Source organism: Streptomyces sp. Tu 2975 (genome assembly GCF_009832925.1).
Classification (GTDB): Bacteria; Actinomycetota; Actinomycetes; order Streptomycetales; family Streptomycetaceae; genus Streptomyces.
Window position 1 is genome coordinate 522,818 of record NZ_CP047140.1, and the last position, 11,865, is coordinate 534,682.

The 11,865-nt window shown below is 70.2% G+C and carries 10 protein-coding genes; 5 read left to right on the top strand and 5 right to left on the bottom strand.

The annotated features are described in order from the left end of the window. Positions 1 to 49 precede the first annotated feature (49 nt). From shc to GLX30_RS02210, 3 genes are all read right to left on the bottom strand, one after another. The gene (gene shc / locus GLX30_RS02200) at positions 50 to 2,038 is read right to left on the bottom strand and encodes a squalene--hopene cyclase (RefSeq protein WP_159682879.1); all 1,989 of its coding nucleotides are present in this window, start codon (positions 2,036 to 2,038) and stop codon (positions 50 to 52) included. Positions 2,039 to 2,294: 256 nt separating this feature from the next. Then, positions 2,295 to 2,705, bottom strand: a complete 411-nt coding sequence (locus GLX30_RS02205; RefSeq protein ID WP_159682882.1) for a VOC family protein — start codon at positions 2,703 to 2,705, stop codon at positions 2,295 to 2,297. A gap of 124 nt (positions 2,706 to 2,829) precedes the next feature. Continuing rightward, complete coding sequence (locus tag GLX30_RS02210; RefSeq protein ID WP_159682885.1) at positions 2,830 to 3,228, bottom strand: helix-turn-helix domain-containing protein; 399 nt, start codon at positions 3,226 to 3,228, stop codon at positions 2,830 to 2,832. 143 nt (positions 3,229 to 3,371) lie between these two features. Between GLX30_RS02210 and GLX30_RS02215 the strand changes: the two genes are divergently transcribed. The 5 genes from GLX30_RS02215 to GLX30_RS02235 all read left to right on the top strand — a co-directional run bounded on the left by GLX30_RS02215 (position 3,372) and on the right by GLX30_RS02235 (position 10,335). After that, positions 3,372 to 4,217, top strand: a complete 846-nt coding sequence (locus GLX30_RS02215; RefSeq protein WP_159682888.1) for an NAD(P)H-binding protein — start codon at positions 3,372 to 3,374, stop codon at positions 4,215 to 4,217. Positions 4,218 to 4,456: 239 nt separating this feature from the next. Continuing rightward, positions 4,457 to 5,392 (top strand): hydroxymethylbilane synthase, encoded by a 936-nt coding sequence (hemC, locus tag GLX30_RS02220; RefSeq protein ID WP_159682891.1) that lies wholly within the window; start codon positions 4,457 to 4,459, stop codon positions 5,390 to 5,392. Positions 5,393 to 5,714: 322 nt separating this feature from the next. Beyond that, positions 5,715 to 6,302, top strand: a complete 588-nt coding sequence (locus GLX30_RS02225; RefSeq protein ID WP_244257961.1) for a hypothetical protein — start codon at positions 5,715 to 5,717, stop codon at positions 6,300 to 6,302. Between the two features lie 304 nt (positions 6,303 to 6,606). Next, entirely contained in the window at positions 6,607 to 8,121 is a 1,515-nt protein-coding gene (hpnR, locus tag GLX30_RS02230; protein ID WP_159682893.1) for a hopanoid C-3 methylase HpnR, read from the top strand. Positions 8,122 to 8,298: 177 nt separating this feature from the next. Then, positions 8,299 to 10,335, top strand: a complete 2,037-nt coding sequence (locus GLX30_RS02235; protein ID WP_244257962.1) for a SpoIIE family protein phosphatase — start codon at positions 8,299 to 8,301, stop codon at positions 10,333 to 10,335. Here GLX30_RS02235 and GLX30_RS02240 read toward each other — a convergent pair. Together GLX30_RS02240 and GLX30_RS02245 are read right to left on the bottom strand one after the other, a co-directional pair. Beyond that, complete coding sequence (locus tag GLX30_RS02240) at positions 10,319 to 11,350, bottom strand: NAD(P)/FAD-dependent oxidoreductase (protein ID WP_159682898.1); 1,032 nt, start codon at positions 11,348 to 11,350, stop codon at positions 10,319 to 10,321. The genes GLX30_RS02235 and GLX30_RS02240 overlap by 17 nt on opposite strands. Further along, complete coding sequence (locus tag GLX30_RS02245; RefSeq protein ID WP_159682900.1) at positions 11,347 to 11,862, bottom strand: isoprenylcysteine carboxyl methyltransferase family protein; 516 nt, start codon at positions 11,860 to 11,862, stop codon at positions 11,347 to 11,349. The genes GLX30_RS02240 and GLX30_RS02245 overlap by 4 nt, the downstream gene beginning before the upstream one ends. Positions 11,863 to 11,865: the final 3 nt, after the last annotated feature.

Here is an 11,865-nt window from a genome sequence, read left to right on the forward strand (position 1 = left end):
GCTCTCAACGATCCACGGTCAGGCTTGTCACCGACCAGTCAGACACGGCCTAAGGCTCTGGCGAGTGCGGCACGTCCGTCGTTTTGCACCGGAGTTCTCCCGGCGTCCCCTGGTGTAGGTAGCGGCCGAGTGCCATCAGGGGAAAGACCTGACGGTAGAGGTGGTATCTGATCGAGTAATCGCCGGGGAAGCCGGTGCCCGTGAAGTGCGGCTCCTCCCACGTTCCGTTTTCGTGCTGAGCCTGGACGAGCCATCTGACGCCCCGCTCGACGGCCTCGCTGTCTCCTTCACCGGCCGCCAGGACGGCGAGCAGCGCCCAGGCGGTCTGGGAGGGGGTGGAAGTGCCCTGCCCAGCCCATCGTTCGTCTCGGTAGGAACGCACATCCTCGCCCCAGCCCCCGTCGTCGTTCTGCACGGAGCGCAGCCAGGTAACGGCACGGCGGATCGCGGGGTGCGCCGCAGGGAGTCCGGCAGCCGTGAGCGCGGGGACAACCGCGCCGGTTCCGTAGAGGTAGTTGACGCCCCAACGGCCGAACCATGCCCCGGACGCCTCCTGCTCTGCCAGGAGCCAGGCGATGCCCCGCCGGGTGCGGGGGTCATAGAGCTTGCCTTCGCAAGCGAGCATTTCCACGACATGCGCCGTGACGTCGGCGGACGGCGGGTCGGTGACCTCGCCGAAGTCACAGAACGGCAGCCGGCCGGCGAGCGAGCTGGTGTTGTCGACATCGAAGGCAGCCCAGCCACCGTTCTTGGACTGCATGCCCAGACTCCAGCGCACGCCACGCTCGATCGCAGCGTCGACCCGTACCGGGTCGGGGTGCTGCAGCCGGCGCAACGCGAGGATGACCTCGGCCGTGTCGTCGAGGTCGGGGTTGTTTTCGTTGTGGAACTGAAAGGCCCAGCCGCCGGGGTCGAGTCCGGGCCTGCGCACGGCCCAGTCGCCGGGCCGTGCGTGCTGCTTTCCCAGCATCCAGTCGCCGGCCCTGACAAGCGCCGGGTGGTCGCAGCGCACCCCGGCGTCGGTGAGAGCGTTGACGGCCAGGCTGGTGTCCCACACCGGCGACTGGCTGACTTCGATCACGCGGGCACCGTCCTGGCGCCGGACGGCGAAGGCGTCCAGCGATGCCAGGCCCGCGCGCATGACGGGATGTTCCAGCCTGTAACCGAGCAGGTGCAGGGCGATCAGCGCGTAGGTGGCGTCCACCTGAAGGCCGCCCCAGCAGCCGTCACTCTCCTGCCGCTCCTTGATCCAGCACGCGACGTTGCTCATGGCGGCGCGGCGCAGCCGACGCGGTGCCACCTTGTGATACGCGTGGAGCGCCTTGTCCAGGCAGGTGAAGAAGCGCGTCCAATGGCCGGCCGGAACATGCGGCGCGGAGGGAGGGGGTGTCTCCGACTCCGGATGCAGCTCGCCAAGAGTGAACGGTGCGGGCCGTACGGGACGCTCGGCGCAGACGACGGTCAGCGACACGATGGTCTGCCTGGACCAGGAGGCGAAGTGGTGAATGTTGAGCGGGAACCACTTGGGCAGGAACACCAGCTCGGGGGGCAGTGCCGGCAGGTCCTCCCACTTCCACCAGCCGAACAGCGCGAGCCAGATGCGTGTGAAGACCCGACTGGCGGCGATTCCACCGTGGGCGCGGATCCACGCGGCCGCCTTGGCCATGTGCGGCTCGTCAGGCGCGTCTCCAGCGAGCCGCAGCGCGACATACGCCTCGATGCTCGTTGAGAGGTCACCCGGGCCCCCGTAGAAGGTGGACCAGGTACCGTCCTCGCGTTGCTCGCCGCGGATGTAGAGGCCGGCGGCGTGTGTGTTCTCCTCGTCCCCGATCCCGAGGAACTGGCGTAGCAGCAGGTCCTCGGCATCGCCCGTCACATTGCCCTCGAAGGTGCCCTTCCACCAGCCCTGAGCGTCCTGGCGAGACAGCAGGTGCCCAACTGCCCGCATCCTCGCGCGCTCGGCCAACTGGCGCGTCGTCAACCGCCTGGTGGGGATCTTGGTCTCCGTGACGGTCCCAGGCAGAGTGGGATAGCGCATCGAGTAACGCCTCACAGTCGGTGAGCTCAGTAGCGGGCTGCCCCTGGTGCTCCACCGCTCCAACGACGGGAAGCGGCTGTTGTGACGCTCGCGAGACCATCTACTCCAAACGAGTCCTCTCGGTAGGGGGTGTCCAACTACCGTTGCAGGCGAACCAGGTTCAGCATCAAAGGTCATCTGCCACCAGACTGTCCCGTCTCACTGGCCAGTCTGACCAACTACGGCGCTCAGTCGCAGGAAGTTGGAGGGTGGTTCCTCAACGGACCGGCTGGCCGAGTCCCAGCATGTTGCCTTCACTGTCACGGAACCAGGCGCCGAGCTCGCCCGTCGCCCCCTTGCTCGGATAGTTCCCCTGGATCTCGGCGACGCCGTCCACGGTCTTCAGACCGGGCAGATCGACCTCTTCGAACACCACGCCGCGCCGCTTGAGTTCGTCCGTGACCGCCCGGAGGTCGTCGACCTCCAGCGCCATCTGGGTGAAGGTCCCCGGCGAAGCTCCCGCGGACCGGAACAGGGCGAAGTCCGCGCCACCGCAGCGATAGAGGAGCCCGCCCGGGCGCTCGTCGACGGGTTCGAGCCCGAGCTTCCCGGAGTAGAAGCGCCTCGCTCGCTCCAGGTCCTGTGCGGGCAGCCGAACAGCCACGCGCGCGCTGTCGAGGATTCCCATGTCGCCTCCATCCATCGGTCCGGACACACCGTAGTAACGGGTCGTCAGCGCGATGGGCAACGGGCAGGGGCGCACACCGTCGGGCACGGGGGCCCCGCGGCGGGACGGCAGCCGACCCGGTGAATCAGCGGATCGGGTCGGTGTCGTAGTCGTGCCGGGCCTGCTCGACCTTGTCCAGGTTGTCGGCGGCCCATTCGGCCAGGTGCGCGAAGAGCGGGGCGAGGCTGCGGCCGAGCTCGCTGATCTCGTACTCGACCCGAGGGGGGACCTCGGGATGGTAGGTGCGGACGACGAGGCCGTCGCGTTCCAGTTGCCTCAGCCGCTGGGTCAGCACCTTCGGGGTGATCCTGGCGATCCTTCGTTCCAGTTCGACGAATCGCTGCCGCCCGTAGGTGTGCAGGCTCCAGAGGATCGGTGTGGTCCACCGGCTGAACACGATGTCGACGACCGGCCCGATCGGACAGGCCAGTTCCGGGTCGGTCGCGGCGGACGGCGTCCGGGTCGCTTCGCGGGCCATGCACATCCCTCTTGGATAGCCACTTTCCTGTAGGTACCTACTATACCGGCGGTGTTAGCGTCCCGACATCGCCCGGGCAACAAGGCCCGCGGCACCCGGGCCCGTTGTTCGGGCAATCGGTGACCAAGCTGGAAATGCAAGGGGTTGTCATGATCGTAGTGACGGGGGCGACCGGTAATGTCGGCCGCTCGCTGGTACAGGTTCTCGCGGCCGGCGGCGAGCGGGTGACCGCGACGTCCCGGACCATCACGGACGCGGACGTCCCGGAAGGCGTCCGGCAACGAGCGGCGGACCTGACCGACGCGGAAAGCCTGCGCTCGGTGCTCGACGGTGCCGACGCGCTGTTCCTGCAGGACGGCGGTGCGAGCGCACACCTGCTGGACCCGTACGAGATCCTGGACGTCGCCAAGGCCGGTGGAGTCGGCCGGGTCGTCCTCCTGTCGTCCCAAGGAGTCGCGACCAGGCCGCACTCGGCCTCGCACGGGGACACGGCGCGCGCCATCGAGGACGCTGTCCGCGGGTCCGGCATGACGTGGACGATCCTGCGGCCCGGTGGCTTCAACTCCAACGCCTACGCCTGGGCCGAGGCGGTCCGCACGCGCCGGAGCGTCGCCGCACCGTTCGGCGACGTCGCCCTGCCCACCGTCGACCCGGACGACATCGCAGAGGTCGCCGCCGTGGCACTGCGCGAGGACGGACACGACGGACGGATCTACGAGTTGACCGGGCCCGCACCGAGCACGCCCCGGCAGCGGGCGGCGGCGATCGGCGAAGCCCTCGGCGAACCGGTCCGGTTCATCGAGCAGACCCGCGAGGAGGCCCGCGAGGAGATGCTGCGGTTCATGCCCGAACCGGTGGTGGAGACGACCTTGGCCATCCTCGGCGAACCGACCGGCGCGGAACAGCGCGTCAGCCCCGATGTCGAGCGTGTTCTCGGGCGTGCGCCGCGTACCTTCGCCGACTGGTCCCGGCGGTACGTGGCCGCCTTCCGATAGGGCCGCCGGACCGAGGCCGTTGTGCCTGCCCTGACCAACCGCGGGCGGGCGGACCGGCGGGGGCCGTGCGGACGACGGGGCCCGGCGGGTGACGTGCGGACGATGGGGGTGGGCGGACCGGCAGCGGCGGCCATGGCCCGCGTGCCTGCCGGTCGCACGGCAACTCGCCGTATCGGGACGGGCGGCGCGTCGGTGTCGAGGACCGCGGCGCCCCTGTCGGGCGGTCTATCGTGGACGCCATGTCCACCCTTGACCAGATCCGCATCGTCTCCCGCGACTCCCCCATGGCGCTCGCCCAGGTGGAGCGCGTCCGCGCCGAGCTGGCCGCGCTCCGCCCCGGCATCAGGACCTCGGTCGTCCCGGTCAAGACCACCGGCGACAAGTGGATGGGCGACCTGTCCCTCGTCGAGGGGAAGGGCGCGTTCACCAAGGAGGTCGACGCCGCTCTGCTCACGGGCGAGGCCGATCTCGCGGTGCACTGTGTCAAGGACGTGCCCGCCGACCGGCCGTTGCCGGCAGGGACGGTGTTCGCGGCGTTCCTCGAGCGCGACGACGTACGCGACGCGCTGATCCACCCGGGCGGTCTGACGCTCGACGAGCTGCCCGAAGGCACCCGCATCGGCACCTCTTCCGTGCGTCGTACCGCCCAACTGGCCGCCTCCCACCCGCACCTGGAGTGCGTCCCCATGAGGGGCAACGCCAACCGGCGCCTGGAGAAGCTGGCCGCCGGCGACGCGGACGCGCTCCTCCTGGCGGTTTCGGGCCTGGAGCGCATCGGGCGCGCGGACGTGATCACCCAGACTCTCTCGACCGAGGTGATGTGTCCGCCGATCGGCGCGGGGGTCCTGGCCCTGCAGTGCCGGGAGGGCGACTCAGCGCTGATCGACACGGTGAGCGACCTGGGCCACCCCGGAACGCACCGGGAGGTCACGGCCGAGCGTATGTTCCTCCATGTGCTGCAAGGGCACTGCAACAGCCCGATCGCGGGCTACGCCCGGTGCGAGCGGAACGGTGAACTGTCCCTGCGGGCAAAGGTCTTCTCCCCCGACGGCAAGGTCATCCTCAACGCCCACGAATGGGCCGGGCGCCTGGACCCGGCCACGCTGGGCACCTCGGTCGCGGTCGCGCTGCTGCGCCAGGGCGCCAGGGAACTGATCGACGGCATCCCCCACTGATCTCCTGCGCCTCCGGCCGCAGCCGATATCCGGCAGACACGCAGAAGCCGCCCACGGCCGGTGAGTCCGGATTCCCGGCAGCGCATCCGCGACCTGTACGAGCGACCGGCAGCCGAGCGGGAACGCCGCCACAACGACACCTGATCGGCAGCGGTGACCGCGCGCCGACCACGCGGTGACGACCAGGCACGCCCCGGCCGGTGGCCCGCGCGGCCGGCCAGGCGCGGGCCATCCGGGCGAGGCGGCGGGCCCGTACGGCACGGTGCTCAGGGTCGCGGCGCCCCCCGGCGGATGCTGGTGCCTCCCCCTGCAGGAGAGGCCCGTGAGCGATCCCAGCCACCGACTGACAGCGAGGCAGGCATCCGTCGCAGCAGGCGACGACCTTCCCGCTCCTGGGGTCATCGGCATCGGCCTCGCCGCGGTGCTCACGTTCGCGCTCGCCCAAGGCTCATGGCAGTGGTTCGCCACGTTCATCGGGTCGACGCTCCTCGCGGTGATCCTCGCCTTCCAGCGACGGGCGGCGTGGACGCCCGACCTTCGCTCTGCGTACATGCGCGGCCTGGTCGCGTACGCGCTGGTGGTCGGGCTGTGCGTGGCGGTCGCACTTGCACCGCTGCTTCAGCGCCAAGCCTGGCTGTTCCCGATGCCGGGCAGTCGCAGCAAGTGCGAGCTGATGGGCCGGTACGAGGCCCTCCAGGTGAAGGCCACGCTCGGGAACCTGGCAGGCGGTGACGATGCTGCCCTGGCGTTCGCGCAGGAGGTCCAGGCCCGCAACGCCGTTGCCGAGTGCCTGGCGGCCACGACAACTCTGTGGCTGCCCCTGTACGGGCTGGGGGTGGCGGTGCTGGTGGGGGCGGTTGCGTGGTTCCGCGACCGTGCCCGGGCCCGGCCCGGCCCCGTGGGCCACTGAGGATCTTCGGTGCGGGTCGGTGTCGTGCCGGCGTCGCCATCACTCCGGTCTCGGCGCTGAACCCGCCCTGTCAGGGCGCGGCACACATCCCGGGCCCGATATGCCGCCATGCGAGTCGGAAACCAGACACGAAAGGCCCTCTGTTCCGCAGGTCCCGTGACTCGGATCTGACGAGGTGTTTGCTTGCCGACATCTCATGCCACCGTCTCGCACTCCGCAGCGCGGCCACGAGGGTGACCGTCGGGCGGCCCGGAGTGCGCGCACAAGGGTGTGGGTTTTCCTCTTCTACGTGTTGGAGGCCGGCATGCGGTTGCTGTTGATCCATCCGAGCGCGCTCATGTATTCGGAAATCTTCCTGCGTCTGGAGCCGCTGGGTCTCGAGCGTGTTGCGGGTGCCGCACGGGAAGCGGGTCATGAGGTGCGGGTGATCGACCTGCAGACCGAGCCGCATTCGGCGCTGACGCGTCTTCTCGATTCCTTCCGGCCGGAGGCCGTCGGCGTTTCGCTCAATTATCTGGCGAACATTCCCGAGGCGATCGAGATCGCCCAGGACGCCAAGCGCAGGCTGCCCGGCGTCTTCGTCTTCTTCGGCGGGCACAGCGTGTCCTTCGTCGCCGGCGACGTCCTGGAACAGGCCGACGGCGCCGTGGACGCGGTGGCCCGCGGCGAGGGCGAGACGGCGATCGGGCCGCTCCTCGACGCCGCCCGCGACGGCGGCCTGTCCTCCGTGCCCGGGGCGGTCACCCTGGAGGGCCGGGGGCCGGCGCCGACGATGCTGCACAGTATCGATTACCCTCGCCCCGCCCGCGATCTCCTGCGGCACCGCCGGCGTTACTTCATCGGCGAGCTCGACCCCTGCGCCTCCATCGAATTCACCCGCGGCTGCCCCTGGGACTGCTCGTTCTGCTCCGCCTGGACCTTCTACGGCCGCAGTTACCGAAAGGCTTCCCCTCAGGTCGCGGCGGAGGAAATGGCGAGTATCCGGGAGCGGAACGTCTTCATCGTCGACGACGTCGCTTTCATCCGTCCGGAACACGGTGACGGGATCGCCGCGGAGCTGGAACGCCGCCGTATCCGGAAGAGCTATTACCTCGAGACGCGTGCCGACGTCCTGCTGCGCAACAGGGAGATCTTCGAGCGCTGGTCACGGCTGGGCCTGAAATACATGTTCCTGGGTATGGAGGCGATCGACGCCGAGGGGCTGGACCTCTACCGCAAGCGCATCAGCCCCGATGAGAACTTCCACGCCCTCGAGACGGCGCGGAAGCTCGGTATCACCGTCGCCATCAACCTGATCGTCGATCCGGCCTGGGACAGGGAAAGATTCCGGATCGTCAGGGAATTCGCTCTTTCGGTGCCGGAGATCGTCCACCTCACCGTGATGACCCCGTATCCGGGTACCGAGATCTGGCACACCGAGGCACGGAAGCTGACGACCCGCGACTACCGGCTGTTCGACATCCAGCACGCGGTCGTGCCGACGACGCTGCCCCTGGAGGAGTTCTACCGTGAGCTGGTGCTTACGCAGTCGGTGATCAACCGCAAGCACCTCGGCCTGCGGACCGCGTTCGGCGCGGCGCGCATCCTTGCGGCCAACCTGGCCCGCGGACAGACGAACTTCGCCCGGATGCTGTGGCGGTTCAACCGGGTCTACAACCCCGCGAGGCAGGTGGCAGACCACGGCCGCCCGGTGCGCTTCGAGCTGCCGCTGCCCCGGCACGTCGATGTGGAGGACCGCCGACAGCTGTACATCCACGCGAAGCCGACACCGCAGGGCCGCAAGGGCGCCGCGCAGAACCCCGATGCCGTGCCGGAGTAAGGGGTGCCGGGGGCGCGCGCCGCGCCAGGGATCCGATCGTGCCGGGCCGGGCCCGACCATGGAGTCTCGGATAGGGTGATTTGGTATGAAATGATCCATTTGTAGTGAGGTCTCATATTGGACACTCACCGGTCGGCGGGCCACGTGCCGCCCGTAGGCGCTGTCGGATACGCGGGCGTGCTCCGCGAGCTGCTGCCGATAGCGCTGTGGAGAGAGGACGCGGACGGACGCGTCGTGGAATGGTCCCTGGCCGCCCAGGACCTGCTCGGGCACCGGCCCGAGGACATCCTCGACCGGCCCGCCTCCGCCTTGCTGGTCCCGGAGGGCAACGAGCCACTGGCCGATCAGCTGACGCGGCGCGTCCACGCCGGGGAGACCGTGGTCGGGACCCTTTCCGTGCGCCACCGTGACGGCCACCGGGTGACCATGGAGATGTGGATCGTCCCTGCTGCGGACGAGCAGGGACGGGCGGGGGCCCTCCTGATCGCCGTGGAGACCTCGCAGGTGCTGCGTATGCGTGAATCGCTGGCGGCTTTGGAGAGTCTCTTCACGCAGTCACCCATCGGCCTGGCCACCCTCGGCACCGATCTTCGTTTCCTGCGGGTCAACGACGCCCTGGCCCGGATGAACGGCGTCTCCTCCGCCGGTCATCTGGGCAAACGGCTGACGGAAGTGGTGCCCGGCGTCAACGCCGCGGCGCTCGAATCGACGATGCAGGAGGTTCTGGACCGGGGCACCGCGGTCGTCGACGTCCGCCGGACGGGCCGGACGGCTTCCGACCCGGACCGGGAGCGGACCTGGTCCTGCTCGTACGCTCCGCTGGTCGACGGCTCCGGCCGGACGCTGGGGCTGATCGCCTCCCTCATCGACATCACCGAGGGCCAGCAGGCCGAGATCGAGGTCGAACGCGCCCGGCGCCGCTTCGCCCTGCTCGCTGAGGCCGGTACCCGTATCGGCACCACCTTGGACCTGCGGCAGACCGCGGAGGAGGTGGTGCAGGTGCTGGTGCCACAGCTCGCCGACTCGGCCGACGTACAGCTCCTTGAAGAGCTCATCGCACCGGACGAGTCCGCGGCGTCCACGCGCGGTGTGGTCCGCCGACTGGCCGCGGTCTTCCCCGAGCCGTCCGCCCCCACGGCGAGACTCGTGCCCGGCATGACGTCGCGCATCCCGCGCGGCTCCCTGTACGAACGGGTCATCGCGGACGGACGTCCGACCGATCTGTACCGCTCCGACGTGCCGGCGTTGATCACCGATCCCCGGGCCGACGACCTGCGCGCATACCTCAAGACCCTCGGCTCGGCGCGGCTCATCCCCCTGGTCGCGCGGGGCAAGGTGCTCGGAGCCGTCGTGGTGACGCGGCTCAGCAGTCACGAGCCCTTCGACGAGCAGGACTGCGTGCTCATCGACGAACTCGTCGCGCGAGCGGCTCTGAACATCGACAACGCGCTCATGTACACCCGCCAGCGCGCGGCCGCCCTCACTCTGCAGCGCAGCCTGACGAACAGCGAGCTGCCCACGGTCAGCGGCCTCGAGCTCACCGGCCGCTATCTGCCCGCCAGCGAACACGACGTCGGCGGCGACTGGTTCGACGTCATCACGCTTCCCGACGGCAGAACCGGACTGGTCATCGGAGACGTCATGGGCCACGGCATCCACGCCGCGGCCGTCATGGGGCAGCTGCGCACAGCGGTGCGGACCCTCGCCCGGAGCGACATCCCACCCGCACAGGTGCTCCGCTCGCTCGACGCCGTGGTGGCCGACATGGGACAGGACCAATTGGCGACCTGTGTCTACGCCGTACACGACCCCGCTGCCGGCGGATGCCTGATCGCCAGAGCCGGCCACCCTCCACCGGCCGTCGCATCGCCCGGCGGAGCGATCACGTACCTCGACGGCCCACCGGGCACTCCGCTGGGAACGGGAGGGCGGCACTTCCGGGCGGAGCAGGTCCGGCTGCCTCCCGGCAGCTTGCTGGTCCTGTACACCGACGGCCTCATCGAGGCCCGAGGCCGGGACCTCGATCAGGGCCTCGGCCAGCTCGCCCATGCCCTCCGGGACCATGATCAGCAGCCGCTCGAGGAGCTCTGTGACGGCGTCCTGCGGCAGCTGCTGCCCGTACACCCGCAGGACGACGTCGCGGTGCTGATGGCGCGGCCGCAGCACACCCGGACCGGCGACGGGGCGGGACGACCGGTCAGGCGAGGGCGTTGACCGCGGCGGTGAACACGCGTGGGAGCCTTCGAGCCGTCGGAACGATGAGCCGGGCCAGCAGGGGCTGCTGCCGGGCCCGTACGAGGCAGTCGGTCAGCAGCCGGTGTCGCCGGGTGGCGGCCCTCCACGCCGACTCGTAGGCGGCGGGCGTCCCACGGCGGAGATGGTCGACCAGCACTTCCGCGCCCGCCAGGGCCAGCGAGAGGCCTTCTCCGGTGATCGCGTCGATGTATCCGGCGGCGTCGCCCACCAGCAGCACGCGACCGTGGACGCGCGTGCCGGCCGTCTGCCGCAGCGGGCCCGCGCCGCGCACGTCCGTCACGGCCGCCTCGGCGTGCATCCGTGCGGCCAGCTCCGGGAAGCCGGCCAGCTGGGTGCCGAACGGCGCGCGCAGAGAGGTCAGCAGGGCCACACCCACGAGCCGGGGGCCGAGCGGTGTCACATAGGCCTCCCCGTGCGGGCCCCAGTGGACTTCGACGTACGGGGACCGCGACGGCACCGCGTAGTGCCTGCGCAATCCGTACCGAGGGGTGCCGCGGCTGGTGGTCACCAGTCCGAGCGACCGCCTCACCGGCGAGTGCAGGCCGTCCGCGGCAATCAGCCATCTGGCGCGCAGCCCGGTGCCGCGCTCGGTGACACCCGTGGCGTCCTGGTGCACGCCTTCGACCCGCAAGGGCAGCACGGGGACGCCCTCGCCGACGACCGCCGTATGGAGGGCCAGATGGAGGCTGGTACGGCGCACGCCGAGACCGTGTCCCTGGCGGAACGCGGCCTCGACCGCACGCGTGCCCTGCACGTAACGGATGCCGGCGATCGGCTGGCCGGGGACCGTCAGCCCCAGCGCTTGCAGCGCCCGTACCGCGCCGGGCATGAGTCCCTCGCCGCACGCCTTGTCGATCGGCGCGCCGCGCGGCTCGGCCACGACGACGTCGAAGCCGGCCCGCGCGGCGTGCAGCGCGGTGGCCAGACCGGCGGGCCCGCCTCCGACGACCAGGAGGTCATGGGTCGGGCTCATGCCGTCACGGCCAGGGCGAGGGCGGTGTTCTCGCAGCGGACGCGGACGCCCATCAGTACCGCGTTGGCCGCGGTGAGCACGAGGGCCGTCAGCCATGCGGAGTGCACCAGTGGCAGGGCGGCGATCTCCGCGACGACAGCGACGTAGTTGGGGTGGCGGGCGAAACGGTAGGGCCCGGTCCGGACCAGGCGAGCCCCGGGGACCACGATGACGCGGGTGTTCCAGTAGGGGCCGAGCGTCCTGATGCACCACCAGCGCAGTGCCTGGGCCAGCACCACGATGCCCAGCATGGACCAGCCGAGGGCGGGGACGAACGGCCGGTCGCCGATCGCCACCTCGATGAGGCAACCCGCGAGCAGAGCCGTATGAAGGGCCACCATGACGGGATAGTGTCCGCGGCCGTGCTCGACACCGGCACGGGCGAGGGTCCAGGCGGCGTTGCGCCTGGCCACGACGAGTTCGACGACGCGTTCCGCCGCGACGGCGAGAACGAGCACGGTGTACCAGAGCATCAG

Excerpts from the sequence above, each read along its gene's own strand:
- GLX30_RS02210 (WP_159682885.1), bottom strand. The coding sequence starts at position 3,228 with ATGTGCATGGCCCGCGAAGCGACCCGGACGCCGTCCGCCGCGACCGAC.
- hemC (WP_159682891.1), top strand. The coding sequence starts at position 4,457 with ATGTCCACCCTTGACCAGATCCGCATCGTCTCCCGCGACTCCCCCATG.
- hpnR (WP_159682893.1), top strand. The coding sequence starts at position 6,607 with ATGCGGTTGCTGTTGATCCATCCGAGCGCGCTCATGTATTCGGAAATC.
- GLX30_RS02205 (WP_159682882.1), bottom strand. The coding sequence starts at position 2,705 with ATGGGAATCCTCGACAGCGCGCGCGTGGCTGTTCGGCTGCCCGCACAG.
- shc (WP_159682879.1), bottom strand. The coding sequence starts at position 2,038 with ATGCGCTATCCCACTCTGCCTGGGACCGTCACGGAGACCAAGATCCCC.
- GLX30_RS02215 (WP_159682888.1), top strand. The coding sequence starts at position 3,372 with ATGATCGTAGTGACGGGGGCGACCGGTAATGTCGGCCGCTCGCTGGTA.
- GLX30_RS02240 (WP_159682898.1), bottom strand. The coding sequence starts at position 11,350 with ATGAGCCCGACCCATGACCTCCTGGTCGTCGGAGGCGGGCCCGCCGGT.
- GLX30_RS02245 (WP_159682900.1), bottom strand. The coding sequence starts at position 11,862 with ATGCTCTGGTACACCGTGCTCGTTCTCGCCGTCGCGGCGGAACGCGTC.